Source organism: Polaromonas eurypsychrophila (assembly GCF_014641715.1).
Classification (GTDB): Bacteria; Pseudomonadota; Gammaproteobacteria; order Burkholderiales; family Burkholderiaceae_C; genus Polaromonas; species Polaromonas eurypsychrophila.
Map to the genome: position 1 here is coordinate 239,023 of NZ_BMIG01000004.1, position 16,208 is coordinate 255,230.

At 63.2% G+C, this 16,208-nt stretch carries 16 protein-coding genes; 8 read left to right on the forward strand and 8 right to left on the reverse strand.

All coding sequences use genetic code 11. The features are described from left to right. Positions 1-11 precede the first annotated feature (11 nt). From murG to IEX16_RS07760, 8 genes are all read left to right on the forward strand, one after another. Complete coding sequence (murG, locus tag IEX16_RS07725; RefSeq protein ID WP_188707874.1) at positions 12-1,067, forward strand: undecaprenyldiphospho-muramoylpentapeptide beta-N-acetylglucosaminyltransferase; 1,056 nt, start codon at positions 12-14, stop codon at positions 1,065-1,067. Continuing rightward, positions 1,064-2,497, forward strand: coding sequence for a UDP-N-acetylmuramate--L-alanine ligase (gene murC / locus IEX16_RS07730; protein WP_188707771.1), 1,434 nt, complete (start codon positions 1,064-1,066; stop codon positions 2,495-2,497). Before murG ends, murC begins: the two co-directional genes overlap by 4 nt. Then, the gene (locus IEX16_RS07735; protein ID WP_188707772.1) at positions 2,494-3,471 is read left to right on the forward strand and encodes a D-alanine--D-alanine ligase; all 978 of its coding nucleotides are present in this window, start codon (positions 2,494-2,496) and stop codon (positions 3,469-3,471) included. Before murC ends, IEX16_RS07735 begins: the two co-directional genes overlap by 4 nt. Beyond that, the gene (locus IEX16_RS07740; RefSeq protein WP_188707773.1) at positions 3,468-4,259 is read left to right on the forward strand and encodes a cell division protein FtsQ/DivIB; all 792 of its coding nucleotides are present in this window, start codon (positions 3,468-3,470) and stop codon (positions 4,257-4,259) included. The genes IEX16_RS07735 and IEX16_RS07740 overlap by 4 nt, the downstream gene beginning before the upstream one ends. 4 nt (positions 4,260-4,263) lie before the next feature. Further along, positions 4,264-5,493 (forward strand): cell division protein FtsA, encoded by a 1,230-nt coding sequence (ftsA, locus tag IEX16_RS07745; protein WP_188707774.1) that lies wholly within the window; start codon positions 4,264-4,266, stop codon positions 5,491-5,493. A gap of 140 nt (positions 5,494-5,633) precedes the next feature. Continuing rightward, positions 5,634-6,866, forward strand: coding sequence for a cell division protein FtsZ (ftsZ, locus tag IEX16_RS07750; protein ID WP_188707775.1), 1,233 nt, complete (start codon positions 5,634-5,636; stop codon positions 6,864-6,866). 601 nt (positions 6,867-7,467) lie between these two features. Beyond that, complete coding sequence (gene lpxC, locus IEX16_RS07755) at positions 7,468-8,391, forward strand: UDP-3-O-acyl-N-acetylglucosamine deacetylase (RefSeq protein WP_188707776.1); 924 nt, start codon at positions 7,468-7,470, stop codon at positions 8,389-8,391. A gap of 4 nt (positions 8,392-8,395) precedes the next feature. Next, the gene (locus tag IEX16_RS07760) at positions 8,396-8,572 is read left to right on the forward strand and encodes a hypothetical protein (RefSeq protein ID WP_188707777.1); all 177 of its coding nucleotides are present in this window, start codon (positions 8,396-8,398) and stop codon (positions 8,570-8,572) included. Between the two features lie 3 nt (positions 8,573-8,575). On the opposite strand, the gene ruvC is transcribed toward IEX16_RS07760, so the two are convergent. The 8 genes from ruvC to IEX16_RS07800 all read right to left on the reverse strand — a co-directional run bounded on the left by ruvC (position 8,576) and on the right by IEX16_RS07800 (position 16,063). Beyond that, positions 8,576-9,124, reverse strand: coding sequence for a crossover junction endodeoxyribonuclease RuvC (gene ruvC / locus IEX16_RS07765; protein ID WP_188707778.1), 549 nt, complete (start codon positions 9,122-9,124; stop codon positions 8,576-8,578). A 106-nt stretch (positions 9,125-9,230) separates the two neighbouring features. Then, entirely contained in the window at positions 9,231-10,211 is a 981-nt protein-coding gene (locus IEX16_RS07770) for a phosphatidate cytidylyltransferase (RefSeq protein ID WP_188707779.1), read from the reverse strand. Then, a complete protein-coding gene (locus IEX16_RS07775) occupies positions 10,211-10,828 on the reverse strand; it encodes a lysophospholipid acyltransferase family protein (RefSeq protein WP_188707780.1) in 618 nt (205 codons plus the stop codon). The genes IEX16_RS07770 and IEX16_RS07775 overlap by 1 nt, the downstream gene beginning before the upstream one ends. Further along, positions 10,825-11,583, reverse strand: a complete 759-nt coding sequence (locus tag IEX16_RS07780; RefSeq protein ID WP_188707781.1) for a transglycosylase domain-containing protein — start codon at positions 11,581-11,583, stop codon at positions 10,825-10,827. Before IEX16_RS07780 ends, IEX16_RS07775 begins: the two co-directional genes overlap by 4 nt. Next, positions 11,580-12,422, reverse strand: a complete 843-nt coding sequence (gene aroE, locus IEX16_RS07785; RefSeq protein WP_188707782.1) for a shikimate dehydrogenase — start codon at positions 12,420-12,422, stop codon at positions 11,580-11,582. Before aroE ends, IEX16_RS07780 begins: the two co-directional genes overlap by 4 nt. 18 nt (positions 12,423-12,440) lie before the next feature. Continuing rightward, complete coding sequence (locus IEX16_RS07790) at positions 12,441-13,289, reverse strand: energy transducer TonB (protein ID WP_188707783.1); 849 nt, start codon at positions 13,287-13,289, stop codon at positions 12,441-12,443. Between the two features lie 18 nt (positions 13,290-13,307). After that, on the reverse strand, positions 13,308-15,380 hold the full coding sequence (locus IEX16_RS07795) for a ribonuclease catalytic domain-containing protein (protein ID WP_188707784.1): 2,073 nt from the start codon (positions 15,378-15,380) through the stop codon (positions 13,308-13,310). A 98-nt stretch (positions 15,381-15,478) separates the two neighbouring features. Further along, on the reverse strand, positions 15,479-16,063 hold the full coding sequence (locus IEX16_RS07800) for a YqiA/YcfP family alpha/beta fold hydrolase (protein ID WP_188707785.1): 585 nt from the start codon (positions 16,061-16,063) through the stop codon (positions 15,479-15,481). Between the last annotated feature and the right edge of the window lie 145 nt (positions 16,064-16,208).

Consider the following 16,208-nt stretch of genomic DNA (forward strand, 5'->3'; position numbering starts at 1 on the left):
GCGCTCTCATCATGGCCGGCGGCACCGGCGGCCACATTTTCCCGGGCCTCGCTGTGGCGGAGGCCTTGCGAGAGCGCGGCTGGCGCGTGCACTGGCTGGGCGGCAAGGGCACGGCTGAGAGGCCCAGCATGGAAAGCCAACTGGTTCCGCCGCGCGGATTTGCTTTTGAGACCATTGATTTTTCTGGCGTGCGCGGCAAGGGGCCGGTCACCTTGGCGCTGCTGCCCATGCGCTTGCTCAAGGCCTTTTGGCAAAGTATCGCCGTGCTGCGGCGTGTCCAACCCGATGTGGTGGTGGGCCTGGGCGGCTACATCGCTTTTCCGGCCGGCATGATGAGCGTGTTGCTTGGCAAACCGCTGGTGTTGCATGAACAGAACTCTGTAGCCGGCATGGTCAACAAGGTATTAGCAAGCGTCGCCGATCGGGTCTTCACGGCCTTTCCGGACGTGCTGAAAAATGCACAGTGGGTTGGCAATCCGCTGCGACCGGCGTTCACGCAGCAAGCCGATCCTGATACCCGTTTTGCAGGGCGCAGCGGGCCCTTGAAGGTGCTGGTGGTCGGCGGTAGTCTGGGCGCGCAGGCGCTCAATCGCATCGTGCCGCGGGCGCTGGCGCTGATCCCGCAGGCACTGCGGCCCCACGTGTTGCATCAGAGCGGCGCTCACCAGATCGAGGAGCTGCGCGAGAACTACCGCAACGCCGGCGTGGAGGCCGAACTCACGCCTTTCATCGAGGACACGGCCGCTGCCTTTGCCGAAGCCGACCTGGTGGTGTGCCGCGCCGGCGCCAGCACCGTGACGGAAATCGCGGCCGTCGGCGCCGCTGCGCTGTTTGTGCCTTTTCCTTCGGCGGTGGATGACCACCAGACCCGCAATGCGGCTTTCCTGGTGAACAACGGCGGCGGCTGGCTGGTGCCACAACGGGAACTGACCGCGCAGTATCTGGCCAACATGCTACAAAAAACAGAGCGCTCCACCCTTTTGGAACATGGGCTGCAGGCCAAAAAGATGCAAAAGATAAATGCCACCACCGAAGTGGTGGCCGCCTGCGAGGAGCTCGCGACATGAAACACGCCATCAAACACATTCACTTCATCGGCCTGGGCGGCTCCGGCATGTCCGGCATCGCCGAGGTGCTGCACAACCTCGGCTACGTGATCTCGGGTTCCGACCTGGTGGGAAGCGCCACCTTGCGGCGGCTGGCCAGCCTGGGCATCAAGACCTTTGTCGGACATGCCGCAGACAATTTGGACAAGGTCGATGCCGTGGTCACCTCCACGGCGGTGCAGGCCAATAACCCCGAGGTGATGGCTGCCCGCGAAAAACGGATTCCGGTGGTGCCGCGGGCGCTGATGTTGGCCGAGTTGATGCGCCTGAAGCAGGGCATCGCGATTGCCGGTACCCACGGCAAAACCACAACGACCAGCCTGGTCGCCAGTGTGCTGGCTGAGGGAGGGCTGGACCCGACCTTTGTGATCGGCGGGCGGCTGAACAGCGCCGGCGCCAATGCCAAGCTGGGATCTGGCGATTACATCGTGGTCGAGGCCGACGAGTCTGACGCCTCCTTCCTAAACCTCTTGCCCGTGATGGCGGTAGTCACCAACATCGACGCCGACCACATGGAAACCTATGGGCACGACTTTGGCAACCTGAAAAAAGCCTTTGTCGATTTCCTGCACCGCATGCCGTTTTACGGCACTGCCATCCTGTGCACAGACGATGCGGCGGTACGCGACATCGTGCCGCAAGTGTCCTGCCCGATCACCAGCTACGGTTTCAACGAGGACGCCCAGGTGCGCGCGGTGGACGTGAAGGCGGCCGGCGGCCAGATGCACTTCACGGTGCAGCGGCGCAACGGCGTGACCTTGCCCGACCTGCCGGTGGTGCTGAACCTGCCTGGCGAGCACAACGTGCTCAATGCACTGTCGGCCATAGCGGTGGCGGTCGAACTCAATATTCCCGATGCAGCGGTGCAGAAGGCGCTGGCCGATTTCAAGGGTGTGGGCCGGCGCTTCCAGCACTACGGCGATGTGCCGGCACCCGCCGGAGGCAGCTTCACGGTGGTGGACGATTACGGTCACCATCCGGTCGAGATGGCGGCGACGTTGGCGGCGGCGCGCGGCGCCTACCCAGGCAGGCGCCTGGTGCTGGCTTTTCAGCCGCACCGCTTCACCCGCACGCGCGACTGCTTTGAGGATTTTGTCAAGGTCATTGCGCTGGCCGACAGCGTGCTGTTGTCCGAGGTCTATCCCGCCGGTGAGGCGCCGATTGTGGCGGCCGACGGACGCTCGCTGGCGCGTGCGCTGCGTGTGGCCGGCAAAGTCGAGCCCGTGTTTGTCGACGACATCGATGCCATGCCGCAGGCCATTGCCGACAACGCGCTGGACGGCGATGTGGTGCTGTGTATGGGCGCCGGAACGATTGGCGGGGTGCCCGCCAGGTTGCTGCAGTTGCTACAAAAAACAGAGCGTTCTGGGCAGGAAGGGAAAGGGCCGTGAGCCTGAAAGCACCTGATTTTGGCAAGGTGGCGGTGCTGCTGGGTGGCCGCTCGGCTGAACGCGAGGTCTCGCTGATGTCGGGTCGGGGCGTGCTCGAGGCCTTGCGTTCACGCGGTGTGGATGCCCACGCTTTTGATCCTGCGGAGCGAGACATCAGCGATCTCAGGCGCGAGGGTTTCCAGCGCTGCTTCATCGCCTTGCACGGCCGCTTCGGCGAAGACGGCACCGTGCAGGGCGCGCTCGAGTTGATGGGCATTGCCTACACCGGCTCCGGCGTGATGGCCTCCAGCATTTCCATTGACAAGGTCACCACCAAACGCATCTGGCTGGCTGACGGCCTGCCAACGCCGAAGTACATTTTGTTGCGTCGGGGCGCCTTTGACCGCAAGCAGGTGATGGCTGTGCCCGACGATCTGGGTCTGCCAGTCATCGTCAAACCTGCGCGGGAAGGGTCGTCCATCGGCGTGGTCAAGGTGGAGGATTACTCCGGCATGGCGGGCGCGGTGGAGCAGGCCGCTCAGCTCGATGCTGACGTGTTGTGCGAGCAGTTCATCCGTGGCGATGAGGTGACCTGCCCGGTGCTGGGCACCGGCGACAACGCGCGAGCACTGCCGGTGATCCGCATCGTGGCGCCCGAAGGCAATTACGACTACCAGAACAAGTATTTCACCGACACCACGCAATACCTGGTGCCCTGCGGCCTGCCTGCGGGCGAGGAAGCCGCCATCCAGGCCATGGTGCTCCAGGCCTACCGCGTGCTGGGCTGCCGCGGCTGGGGTCGGCTCGACGTGATGATTGATGCGGCCAGCCGCAAGCCTTACCTGCTGGAAATCAACACCTCGCCGGGCATGACCAGCCACTCGCTGGTGCCGATGTCGGCGCGTGCTGCCGGTATCAGTTACGAAGACCTGTGCCTGGAAGTGCTGCGCACGGCCAACCTGGACCATGATCCGCAGCCAGGAGGCGCTGCATGAGCCAGACCCTGCCCGCACCGATGGACGTGAGGCTGATGAACATCGCCTCCGTGCTGCTGGGGCTGGCGTTTGTCGGCATGCTGGTGGTCCTCGGCATTGGGTGGCTGATGCAGCAAAACCTGTTCCGGCTCACAGCCATCAAGGTGCGCGGCGATGTGAGCCACAACAACGCGGTGACTTTGCGTGCCAACGTGGTGCCCAAGTTGCAAGGAAATTTTTTCACCACCGATCTGACACGGGCGCAATTAGCCTTTGAGTCGGTGCCCTGGGTGCGCAGGGCGGTTGTGCAGCGTGAATTTCCAAACCAGCTGGGCGTTGTGCTGCAGGAGCATCAGGCCGTTGCTTACTGGGGCCAGGAGGGAGATACCCGCCTCGTCAACAGCTATGGTGAAGTTTTTGAAGCCAACCCCGGGGATGTGGAGTCCGAGGATTTGCCCTTGCTCTCTGGTCCCCAGGGGCAGGCCGCTCTGGTTCTTGAGGGTTATCGCAGGCTGTCACAAGTGTTTGAAAAAATTGATGCGCACATCGAGCAGCTTGAATTGACCAGCCAGGGCAGCTGGCGCACCCGGCTTGACGACGGCGCCACGCTGGAGCTCGGCCACGGTTCTTTCGAAGAGATTGAAAACCGCGTGGCGCGTTTTGCCGCCACGCTCACGCAGGTGGCTGGCAAATTCGGCAAGCCGCTGGAGTCCGCCGACCTGCGTTATGGCAACGGGTACGCGATCAAGCTGAGGGGTGTCACCACCACCGTGCTGGGTGACAAGGCAAACGCGAAAGAAAAAAGGTAAAGATATGGCCAAAGAATATAAAGATCTCGTCGTGGGGCTGGACATCGGGACCAGCAAGGTCATGGCGGTGGTGGCCGAGGTGTTGCCTGGCGGCGAACTCAAGCTGGCGGGCCTGGGCATCGCTTACAGCAACGGACTCAAGCGCGGCGTGGTGGTCAATATCGACGCCACCGTGCAGAGCATCCAGCAGGCATTGAAAGAAGCCGAGCTGATGGCCGACTGCAAGATTGCACGGGTCTACACCGGCATCACCGGCAGCCACATTCGTGGCATCAACTCCAGCGGCATGGTGGCCGTGAAGGACAAGGAAGTCACGCAGGCCGATGTGGCCCGCGTCATCGAGACCGCCAAAGCCATCAATATCTCCACCGACCAGCGCCTGCTGCTGGTGGAGCCGCAGGAGTTTGTCATCGACGGCCAGGACGTGCGCGAGCCGATTGGCATGAGCGGCATCAGGCTCGAAGCCAAGGTGCATATCGTGACCGGCGCGCAAAGTGCTGCAGAGAACATCATCAAGTGCGTGCGGCGGTGTGGCCTGGAAGTGGATCAGCTCATGCTCAACCCGCTCGCCTCCAGCCTGTCGGTACTCAGCCGCGACGAGCAGGAGCTCGGCGTGGCACTGGTCGATATCGGCGCCGGTACCACCGACGTGGCGATTTTCACCGGTGGCGCAATTCGCCACACCGCGGTGATCCCGATTGCCGGCGACCTGATCACCAGCGACATCGCCATGGCGCTGCGCACACCGACCAAGGACGCCGAAGACATCAAGGTCGAAAGTGGTTTTGCCAAGCAGTTGCTGGCCGACCCGGACACCCAGGTCGAGGTGCCGGGGCTGGGCGACCGCGGCCCGCGCATGTTGTCGCGCCAGGCGCTGGCCGGTGTGATCGAGCCTCGCATCGAGGAGATTTTCTCGCTGGTGCAGCAGGTCATCCGCGAGTCGGGTTACGAGGAAGTCCTGTCCTCCGGCATCGTGATCACCGGCGGCAGCGCGGTGATGCCCGGCATGGTCGAACTCGGCGAGGACATTTTCCTCAAGCCGGTGCGCCGCGGCATCCCGCGTTATTCCAGCGCGCTGGCGGACATGGTGGCCCAGCCGCGCGCCGCCACCGTGATGGGTTTGCTTGAAGAGGCGCGGCTGGCACGCATGCGCGGTCACCGCGTGGCGCAAAAGGCAGGCAGCGTGCACAACGCATTTGGCAAGGTCAAGGACTGGCTGGTGGGGAACTTCTGATGAAAAAAAATCATGTTTTTGTCTGGCGGAGCCCGCGTTGCAAACATTCCGGGGGCGCTGATCCCCCTGCGTGAGGTGGATCACCTGAAGACTTTCACTAAAAATTTTGGCAACTGCAACCATACCGACAGGAGGCTCACATGAGCATCGAAATGATTGAAATCGAGGAATTCAACCAGGGCACGCAAATCAAGGTGATTGGCGTGGGTGGCGGCGGCGGCAACGCGGTCGAACACATGATTGAGCGCAACGTACAGGGCGTGGAGTTCATCTGCGCCAACACCGATGCCCAGGCATTGGGCCGCGGCAGCGCGCACAAGCAGATCCAGCTGGGCGGCAGCGGCCTGGGCGCAGGCAGCAAACCCGAGAAAGGCCGTGACGCGGCCGAGATGGCGGTGGAAGACATCCGCGAGGCGATTGCCGGCGCGCACATGCTGTTCATCACGGCCGGCATGGGCGGGGGCACCGGCACCGGCGCTGCGCCCGTGATCGCGCGCATTGCGAAAGAAATGGGCATCCTCACCGTCGGTGTGGTGACCAAGCCTTTCGAGTTCGAAGGCGGACGCCGCATGACCAACGCAGACCTGGGTCTGGCCGAACTGGAAGCCAATGTCGATTCGCTGATCGTGGTGCTCAACGAGAAGCTGCTTGAGGTGCTGGGTGACGACGTGACGCAGGATGAGGCCTTTGCGCATGCCAATGACGTGCTGAAAAACGCCGTCGGTGGCATCGCGGAGATCATCAATGTTCCCGGCCACGTCAACGTCGACTTCGAGGACGTGCGTACCGTGATGGGTGAGCCCGGCAAGGCCATGATGGGCACGGCCCGCGCCAACGGTCCCGATCGCGCGCGCATCGCTGCCGAGCAGGCTGTGGCCTGCCCGTTGCTCGAAGGCATTGACCTGTCGGGCGCCAAGGGCGTGCTGGTGCTGATCAGCGCCGCCAAGGGTTCGCTCAAGCTCAACGAGTCCAAGCTGGCGATGAACACCATCCGCGCCTATGCCTCGCCCGATGCCCATGTGATCTACGGAACGGCTTACGACGACGAACTCGGCGACGACATCCGCGTCACCGTGGTGGCCACCGGCCTGAGCCGCCAGGGCGCACGCCGCACGGCGCCGCCGCTGCAGGTGCTGCGCACCGGCACCGACAACATGCCAGTGCTCAACATGGCGGTGGGCGGCGGATCGGTCAACAGCGCGCATCCCGGCGGTAACAGCATGGGCTCGGCCCAGCCCGACTACGGCAACATGACGGTGCCCAGCGTCTGGCGCACTAACCGCACGCAGGCTGCGGCCAAAGTTGATGCGCTGGCATCGGGCGGCATGGACGACTTCGAGATTCCGGCTTTCCTGCGCAAGCAAGCAGACTGAGTTTGTGGTGTGAGGTAATGCGCTGCGACCGTGGCTTGCCTGGGGTCGTGGTTTCAACTCCCCACTCACTCCCCTAACCCCTCTCTCGCCCCGCTGGGCGAAAGAGGGGGGACTTCATTTGGCCTCGTGTGTTGCGCTCGCGTGCAAACATGACGGTCTGTTGGGATTCCCGTGCAGGAAGCGCTTCGCGCTTCCTGCACTCCGGATTTTTGTCCCCGCATCGCTATCCCCCACCCGTCGGGCTGGGCCGAGGAGCGCAGCCGAAAGTGGATCAGGGCGAGCGATTGTCTGAGGCGAAGCCGAGTTCGAGCTCGACCCCACTTTCGGTGAGCACCACAGGTTGCCCCGGAGCGCAGCGCAGGGGACCCGGACCATCGGGTCGCCTTTATCTTTGCTTACTTTCTTTTTGGCGACGCAAAAAGAAAGTGAGTTGCCGCCGGGCAACCCCCGGCTTGTTGGCACACCACGCGACACGGGTTATCCAACTTGGATCCCGGATCAAGTCCGGGATGACAGGCGAGGGCAGGGCACCAGCCCGTCACCAGCCACCCGATTACCCATGCTTTACCCACGCTTAACCCACCCCAATTAAAATAAACCCATGCTGGCTCAAAGAACCCTCAAATCCCTGACCAAGGCCGTCGGTGTGGGCCTGCACAGCGGGCAGCGGGTTGAGCTGACCTTGCGGCCCGCGGCGCCCGACACAGGCATTGTTTTCCGGCGCGTCGATTTGCCGCAGCCGGTGGATATCGTGATCTCGGCTGAGGCGGTAACCGACACGCGCCTGGCGTCCACCATCTCCAGCGGCAGTGCCAAGGTGCATACGGTCGAACACCTGATGTCGGCCTGCGCCGGCCTGGGTATCGACAACCTCTACGTTGATATCACGGCCGAGGAAGTGCCGATTCTGGACGGCTCGGCCTCCTCGTTTGTGTTCCTGCTGCAGGCGGCCGGCATCGCACTGCAGGCGGCACCAAAACGCTTCATCCGTGTGCTCAAGCCGGTGGAGGTGCGCGAAGGGCAGGGCGCGACCGAGAAATGGGCACGCCTGTTGCCTTACGACGGCTACAAGCTGGGCTTCGAGATCGACTTTGACCACCCGGCGGTGGACTCCACCGGCCAGCGCGTCGATTTCGACCTGGGCACCGGCTCTTACACCCGCGACATCGCGCGTGCGCGCACCTTCGGCTTCACCAAGGATGTGGAGATGATGCGTGCCAACGGGCTGGCACTGGGCGGCGGCCTCGACAACGCCATCGTGATGGACGACTACCGCGTGCTCAACACCGATGGCTTGCGCTACAACGACGAGTTCGTCAAACACAAGATTCTCGACGCCATGGGCGACCTTTACCTGCTCGGCAAGCCGCTGCTGGCCGCCTACAGTGCCTTCCGGTCCGGCCACGCGCTGAACAACAAGCTGCTGCGCGAGTTGCTGTCACACGCCGACTCGTATGAAGTCGTGACGTTTGAGGACGAGAAAAAGGCCCCTCAAGGCTTCGCCCAACTCGCGCGGGCTTGGTAGACCTGTGGCAATTTTCCGCATCGTCATTGTTTTGCTGCTGGTGGCTGCCGGCATTTCTTTTGCGCTGTTTGCGCTGACATCCAACGCTTGTTACAAACGCGCCGGCCTCAGAATCCTCGCCGGCACCTTGGTTGCGGCCTTTGTCTTTTTCGCCATCCTGATCGTCGACCAGTTGGCTTGACCATCAGTGGTGACGCCCGTCCTTGAACGAGGCGGTGGATGTGCGGCCCAGGGTGGTTGCTCGCGCCAGAATGGCGGCCGAGCCGCCCACATGCGCATGGGTGATCGCCAGGGCTAGCGCATCGGCCGCGTCCTTGCCGGGCAGACCCGGTAGCCTCAGCAGGCGTTTGACCATCTCCTGCACCTCGGGCTTGCCGGCCTTGCCGTAACCGGCGACGGCTTTTTTCATCTGCAGCGGCGTGTATTCGGCCACCTCGATGTTGCGGCTGACCAGCGCGGTCACGCAGGCGCCGCGGGCCTGGCCCAGCATCAGCGTGGCCTGTGGATTGACGTTGACAAACACGATCTCGCAAGCCGAGCTATCGGGGCTGTAGCGGGCGGTGATTTCACAGATGCCGTCGAACAGCACCTTGAGCCGCGCCGGCAGATTGCCCCGGTCCAGGTGTGTGGTCTTGATGGTGCCGCTGGCGACATACGTCAGCGCGTGGCCATCCACATCGATCACGCCGAAACCGGTGATTTGCAGGCCGGGGTCGATGCCAAGAATTCGCATCAGGCCCCCACGCTTGTCACTTCGTGTAATACGCTGCCCCCCGAGGGGGCTGTGCTTGCTTGGGGCGGCCCAGCGCGGCGCACTTTCCTGATCGTGCTAAACAGGCTCATAAGCCAAAATACCACCGAACCGAATGAAAAAATACGGGAGCGGCAAAACACAGGGCATCGACCCGGTCCAGCAGGCCGCTGGCGCCGGTGACCGACTTGCCTTCACTGCCCCAGTTGGTGATGCCGCGGTCGCGCTTGAGCGCCTTCATCACCAGGTGGCCCAGTGAACCGGCGACACAGGCGATCAGCGCCATGGCCACCGCCTGGGCCGGCTTGAAGGGCGTCAGGCCCGACATCAGGCCGCCCACAAACCCGCCGACACCCAGCCCGATCAGCCAGCTGGCCCAATTGAAGCTTTTGCTGACCTGGGGCGCGGTCGGCTTGCGCGGCCATTTGCGGTTGGCCAGGTGCTGCACCAGCATGCCGGTCTGTACCACAAACACCAGGAAGAAGACGAGGAAGGCGTTTTTGCCGCTGTAGTTGGGGAAACCCAGCAAAAGCAGTGCTGGCACATGGCTGATGCCGAAGACGCAGACCATGATGCCCCACTGCAGCTTGGCATTGCGCTCCAGGAAACGCTGCGGGTCGTTGGCCAGCGCACTCACCACAGGAATCGCCAGGAACACGTAGACCGGGATGAAGACGGTCACCAGGTCGAAGCGTTTGGTGATCACCAGCCAGAACTGCACCGGCAACACCACAAAAAACGCCAGCACCAGGCTGCGGTGGTCACCGTGGCGGGTTGGTGACAGGGTGATGAATTCACGCAGCGCAAAAAAGGCCACGATGGCGAACAGCAGGGTCGCCACTGTCTCGCCCGAGGCCCAGGCCAGCCAGAACACCGTGCACATCATCCAGGAGGTGTTGAGCAGGCCGGTCAGTTCCTTGAGGTCCTGCGTGCGTATCTCGTTGTCGCCGTCGTCGCGCAGTGAGATCACCAGCGCGGTGATGCTGGCGGCGATCAGCAGGCCGAACACTATCACGAACAGCAAGCCGATTTGTTGTGAGGGGGTCAGGTTGCGCAGGAAGCTGCTCATCAGGAATCCCGCAAGGAAATCACGGCCTGACGTGCACGCAGCAGAAAGGCGCTGCGGTCTTCGCCTTCGCCCAGTGCGATGGGCGCGCCAAAAGTGACCGAACACAAAATCGGCACAGGCACCACCTCCCCCTTGGGCATCACGCGCTGCACATTGTTGATCCACGCCGGCACCAGCACGACCTGCGGAAACCTCTGCGCGAGGTTATACAGACCGGACTTGAAGGCCTGCGGCTCTTCCTGGTTGCCGCGTGTGCCTTCCGGAAACAGGATGATGGAGTCGCCGCTTTCGAGCGCATCGATCAACGGCTCCAGCGGGTCCTGGTCGGTGGTTTTGGTGCGGTCCACATAGATGGCGTTGAACACCGCCGTGGTGATCCACTGCTTGAACGGTGTTTTGGTCCAGTAGTCCTTGGCCGCAATCGGCCGCGTGATGCTGCGCAGCTCGCTCGGCAGCGCGGCCCACATCAGCACCAGATCGGCATGGCTCTGGTGGTTGGCAAAATAAATGCGCTGCTCGGCCTTGGGCGGGCAGCCCTGCCAGCGCGCCTGGGCGCCGGTCAACGCGCGGATCAGGCCGAGCAGGAACAGGCTCATCAGTTTGGCGGGTAGGTTCATGGCACCTCCACCCCGCCCATGCGCGTCGCAATGGTGGAAGCGCGCGAGGCCAGGTAGCCCGAGCCGGGCCGGGTCTCGAAGTATTTGGGGCGCGGCAGCATCACCGCCAGGCGTGCGGCTTCGTATGCGCTGAGTTTCGAGGCGGGCTTGCGGAAATAATGTTGCGCCGCAGCTTCTGCACCAAACACGCCTTCGCCCCACTCGACGTTGTTCAGGTAAATCTCCAGGATGCGCTGCTTGCTGAGCAGCGCCTCGAGCATCAGCGTGAGCACCAGTTCCTGGCCTTTGCGCATCAGCGTGCGCTCACCCGACAGAAACAGGTTTTTGGCAAGCTGCTGCGTGATGGTGGAGCCGCCCACAATTTTGGGTGGCTTCGCCGCCTTGCCGCTGCCGGCCGGCGCGACCTTGCTGCCGAGTCTGCTTGCAGCTTTTTCGGCGCGCTGCTCGGCCTGGGTGTTTTTCTCCCAGGCTTTTTCCAGCGATTCGAGGTCCACACCTTCGTGTTCTATAAACGTGGCGTCCTCGGACACGATCACCGCACGTTTGAGGTTGTCGGACAGCTCCGGATAAGGCACCCATTGCTGGCGCCACTTCAGGCTGCCGTGTTCGGTCACCACCCGGTAAATTTCCGAGCGCTGGAACGCCGTGGACTGCGGGTCCAGCAGTGCCATCAGCGCGATGCGGCCCACAAAATAAAGCTGGACCGCCAGGCCGGCGATCAGCACCAGCAGGACCCAGCGCAGCAGCGCTTTCATGCCAGCGCCTTGCGCATGTCCTGCAGCACCTGCGCCGACGGCGGGCGCACGCCGCGCCAGAAGGCAAAGGACTCGGCAGCCTGTTCGACCAGCATGCCCAGACCGTCGCGCGGCATGGCGCCGTGGGCCCGTGCCCAGTCGGCAAACCCCTGGGCCGCCGTGCCGTACATCATGTCGTAGGCCAGCGCACCGGGCTTGAGAACACGTGCATCTACCGGCGCGGCGCTGCCACCCAGGCTGCTGGCCGTGGCGTTCACGATCACATCAAAATTAGCCTCAAGCCCTTGCTGCTCTTGCGCGAGCAGCTCTGTTTTTTGTAGCAAATCGCGCAGCGACGGGTGGTCGGCATGGCGCGCCACCAGGTCCAGCGCCTTGGCATGGGTGCGGTTGGTAACGACCAGCCGGCGTGGCCCGGCCGCCAGCAGCGGCCCCAACACACCGGCCGCTGCGCCGCCGGCACCCAGCAGCAGGATGTCGCGCCCGGCCAGGCTGATGCCGGCGTTGATCTGGATGTCGTTGACCAGGCCGATGCCGTCGGTGTTGTCGGCCAGTATCTGCCCACCGTCCCCAAACTTCAGCGTGTTGGCGGCCTGTGCCAGCGTCGCGCGATCACTGGCGGTGTTAGCCAGGCGGAAGGCCTCGAACTTGAAGGGCACGGTGACGTTGCAGCCGCGACCATCGTGAGCCATCCAATGGCGCAGCGTGTGGATGAACCCGTCAAGCGGCGCGAGCAACTTGCTGTAGTCCATGGCCTGGCCGGTCAGTTCGGCAAAGCGCGCGTGGATGGCCGGTGACTTGCTGTGGGCAACCGGGTTGCCGAGGACGCAGTAGTGATCCATAAATAGTGTGAACAGGCCCTAGCGCTCGAGCTGCTTTGTTTCAAGCGTTTCGTCGCGCGTGAATTTGAAGCGCGAGACCACCACAATCTGATCGGCCTTGCGGCGCATGGCATCGCTGAAGGCGCCGAAGGGACCGGTGCTGCGCGCGATGCTCTGGGCACGCCGGTCCAGCGTCAGGCTGCCGGAGGTTTCAGCCACCTCGGTGGACAAGACGCGGCCATCAAAATTGATGGTCAGCACCATGGTCAGTTCGCCGTACAGCTTCTTGCCTGCCGCCTCCGGAAAATTGACCGTGCCCTTTTCCTCGATCTTGCGACGCAGCGAGTCGTAGTAGACCGCATACACCTCCTCGCGCGTGGCCGGGCTGATGTAGCGCTTTTTGGGGCGCGCATTTTCTTCGTTGATGCGCCGCTCGATCTCGGCCAGGATCTTGATCAGTTGTTTGCGTTTTTCCTCGCGCTCGGCTTGCGCCGCGTCCCGCGTTGGCAGCTTGGGGTCGGGCGGCGGCATAGCCGCCAGTTGCTTTTTGATCTGTGCCAGCAGCAGGGTTTGCTGATCCTGCATCGCGTCGACTTTGCGCTGCGCGTCTTCGCTGGCGTCGCCAAGCTCGGTCAGCGCCGAGGGTGGCAGCGGGCTGGTGGCGCGGCCCTTCTCAAGCTCGCCGCCGCCGGCCAGCGAGGCCTGCGCAATCGCTTTGGCAACGTCCGGGCGCTCATTCGATTTCGCGTTGACCAGGATCACTTCCAGTGGGGTGTCCTGAAACACCCGGTTGAAACGCTCCGGATCGACAAAACGCACGGTCAGCAGCACCGCGTGCAGGGCGACTGAAAAGCCCAGGGCGATATGCAGGGTGCTGGGTGACTTCACAGAACAGGATTATCTGCGCTAACTGGCCGCTGGTGCCACCGCGGAGGTGTCATCGGACACATCGCTGAGATCGACGGCAATCGAGATCGGACCGGCGGCAATCTCCGATTCGTTGTCGTCCTCGTCCACTTGCCCGGCGGCGGCTTCGTCCACGACCAGGTCCAGGCGCTCGACCACCGTGCCACTGACATCCAGCGTAATCTCGTCAATCTCGCCCAGGCGGATACGTACCTTCGCGCCGCGCGGCAGGCCCTGCGCGCCCAGAGCCGGCAGCACCAGTGGCAGGTCGTCGGCACGCACCAAGTTGTCCTTGAAGGCGGTGGCAGTCAGCTCGGTGATGCCGTTTTGCAGCAGGTACTTGAGTGTCCAGTAACGCTCAATGCCGGCCTGAAAACCGTTGTAGGCGCTGTAGGCGCCGTCGAAACCCGAGATGATGGAAAATAGCTCCGCATCCTTGGGCTTGAAGGGCGCAGCCAGCGCGGCGGTGCGGCCGTGCGTGACGCAAGCAATGATCTGCCACTGGTTGACCAGGTCGGTATAGCGGCGCAGCGGCGAGGTTGCCCAGGCGTAACTCTTGACGCCGATGCCGGCATGCGGCAGCGCCTTGGTGCCCATGCGCACCTTCACGCCGGGCGCCAGGCTGGCCTGACTGCGGTAGATGCCGGGCACGCCGTGTTCGGCCAGCCACTCGCCCCAAGTGCTGTTGGCCAGGATCATGGCTTCGGCGACGATCAGGTCCAGCGGCGCCCCGCGTTTGCGAATGCTGATGCTGACTTTTTCCTTGCCCTCGGGCTCTTGGCCGGACGGGTTGTCGAGGCTGAAGTTGTAGTCGGGCCGGTTGAAGTTTTCCGGCTTGCCGCGCACGACTTCGCGCTGGGCTTTCAGATGGCGTGCCAGGCGGTGCAAAAAGGACAGCTCGATGCCCCAGGCCACGTCGGCCGGTGGCGCGCCGGTTTCTGCCGCCGCCTCAAAAAATGCTTCGTTGAAAACCGCATCGAGTTTGTCGTGGCGCAGGTTTGCGGCAATCGGCACCTGCTCCAGCCGCGTGGCGGTGGCGGTGATGGCCAGCGTGGTTTCGTCCACCGTAACGTAGAGCGACAGAGCCGGACAGTTGCGACCTTCCTGCAGGGTGTAGCTCTGCACCACCGCGTCGGGCAGCATGGTCAGCTTGTAGCCCGGCATGTAGACCGTGGACAGGCGCGCGCGGCCCAGCAGGTCGATGGGACTGCCTGGCAACACGGCCAGGCCAGGTGCGGCGATGTGGATGCCCAGTGTGACCGTTCCGCTACCGATGCCTTGCACCGACAGCGCATCGTCGATCTCGGTGGTGCTGGAGTCGTCGATGGAAAAGGCCTGTACGGCGGCCAGCGGCAGCTCGTTCTTGACGGGCGGCGCTTGCACCGCGGGGAAGGCCGTGCCCTTGGGGAAGTTCTCGAACAGGAAGCGTTTCCAGTGGAATTGGTAAGGCGAGGCGATGGCGCCAGCCTGTTGCAGCAGGTCCAGCGGCGCTTTGTGCGCGGCGCGCGAGGCCTCGACCACGGCCTTGTATTCCGGGCTGTTCTTGTCGGGCTTGAAAAGGATTTTGTAAAGTTGTTCGCGCACCGGCGCCGGGCAACTGCCTTGGGCGAGTTCTTCGGCCCAGGCGGTGATTTGCGCAATCACCTGCTTTTTCTTTTCGATGGCCACCAGCGCCTGTTGCAGGATCTCGGCTGGGGCTTTCCTGAAGCGGCCCTTGCCGGCACGCCTGAAATAATGCGGCGCCTCAAACAGGCGAAACAGGGCGGCGGCCTGCTGCTCGGTGGATGCGGGTTTGGACGGGTCGGCGCTGAAGTAGTCGCGCGCCAGGTCGGCAAAGCTGAATTCCTCTTCGCTGGCGAATTCCCAGGCCAGGTCTAGCTCGATCTCTTCGCTGATTTTCTGCCCGGCGGCAATCAGCTCGGCCGGGGCGGGTTTCTCAAACTTCAGCAGCGCGTTGGCGGCCTTGAGCTTGACCCGTTTGCCCGAGTCCAGCTCCACCTGCAGCGAGCTGTCCGCCTCGGACAAAATACGCCCAGCCAGAAACTTGCCGGCTTCTTCAAACAATACAAACAAAACGACATCCTTTGGTTACGCTGGCGCAGCGAACCGAAGGTCTCGCTACGTCCGGGCTGCAGTATTGGCTAGTGTAATCAGCCGCCCTGCGCGCGGCCTCAAGCCAGGCTCATGAAGTTCATCACTTCCGGCAGGTGGCGCTCGAAGTCGCTGAGGGCGTGGTCGCCGCCTTCCAGCAGCTTGATACGCGCGCCGGGGTAGCGGCCGGTCATTTCGCGCCAGTCCAGCACCTCGTCGCCTTTGGCGATCATCGCGAAATAATTCGCTGGACAGGCTACCGGTCCATGGGTGAAGGCGTGCAACTCGTCGATAAACCGCGGCTCGAAGAAAAACCGTTCATCCGGGTTGTTCCAGGCGGTCTGCTCGCCGATGTATTTCGCCAGATCACGCGCCGGGTTGACTGCTGGGTTGAGCAACACGGCCTTGCAGCCGCAGGTCTCGGCCACATGCGTGGCGTAAAACCCGCCCAGCGAGGAGCCGACCACCGCCATCGACCCCCACGGCCAGTCCGCGATGCCATCAGCAAGCATTTGCATCGCTTCCCGCGGAGAGGGAGGAAGTTGTGGGCACCACCAGGTGATATCCGGATGCCGGCTGCGCATCCACGCGGTGACTTGCCTGGCCTTGGTCGATTGCGGCGAGGAGCGAAAGCCGTGCAGGTAGAGGAGGTGGGTGGTGGGCATGGGGCGTATGGTAATTGCGCGGCGTGGCTTCAATGACTTCACTGCGCCGGTTGAGCCTGGCCTGTCCTGAGCTTGTCGAATCCGTTTTGCCTTCAGCGCTGGAGGTTTGCCAACAAGCCGGGGGTTGCCCGGCGGCAACTCACTT

Excerpts from the sequence above, each read along its gene's own strand:
- murG (WP_188707874.1), top strand. The coding sequence starts at position 12 with ATGGCCGGCGGCACCGGCGGCCACATTTTCCCGGGCCTCGCTGTGGCG.
- murC (WP_188707771.1), top strand. The coding sequence starts at position 1,064 with ATGAAACACGCCATCAAACACATTCACTTCATCGGCCTGGGCGGCTCC.
- IEX16_RS07740 (WP_188707773.1), top strand. The coding sequence starts at position 3,468 with ATGAGCCAGACCCTGCCCGCACCGATGGACGTGAGGCTGATGAACATC.
- ftsA (WP_188707774.1), top strand. The coding sequence starts at position 4,264 with ATGGCCAAAGAATATAAAGATCTCGTCGTGGGGCTGGACATCGGGACC.
- ftsZ (WP_188707775.1), top strand. The coding sequence starts at position 5,634 with ATGAGCATCGAAATGATTGAAATCGAGGAATTCAACCAGGGCACGCAA.
- lpxC (WP_188707776.1), top strand. The coding sequence starts at position 7,468 with ATGCTGGCTCAAAGAACCCTCAAATCCCTGACCAAGGCCGTCGGTGTG.
- ruvC (WP_188707778.1), bottom strand. The coding sequence starts at position 9,124 with ATGCGAATTCTTGGCATCGACCCCGGCCTGCAAATCACCGGTTTCGGC.
- IEX16_RS07770 (WP_188707779.1), bottom strand. The coding sequence starts at position 10,211 with ATGAGCAGCTTCCTGCGCAACCTGACCCCCTCACAACAAATCGGCTTG.
- IEX16_RS07775 (WP_188707780.1), bottom strand. The coding sequence starts at position 10,828 with ATGAACCTACCCGCCAAACTGATGAGCCTGTTCCTGCTCGGCCTGATC.
- IEX16_RS07780 (WP_188707781.1), bottom strand. The coding sequence starts at position 11,583 with ATGAAAGCGCTGCTGCGCTGGGTCCTGCTGGTGCTGATCGCCGGCCTG.
- aroE (WP_188707782.1), bottom strand. The coding sequence starts at position 12,422 with ATGGATCACTACTGCGTCCTCGGCAACCCGGTTGCCCACAGCAAGTCA.
- IEX16_RS07800 (WP_188707785.1), bottom strand. The coding sequence starts at position 16,063 with ATGCCCACCACCCACCTCCTCTACCTGCACGGCTTTCGCTCCTCGCCG.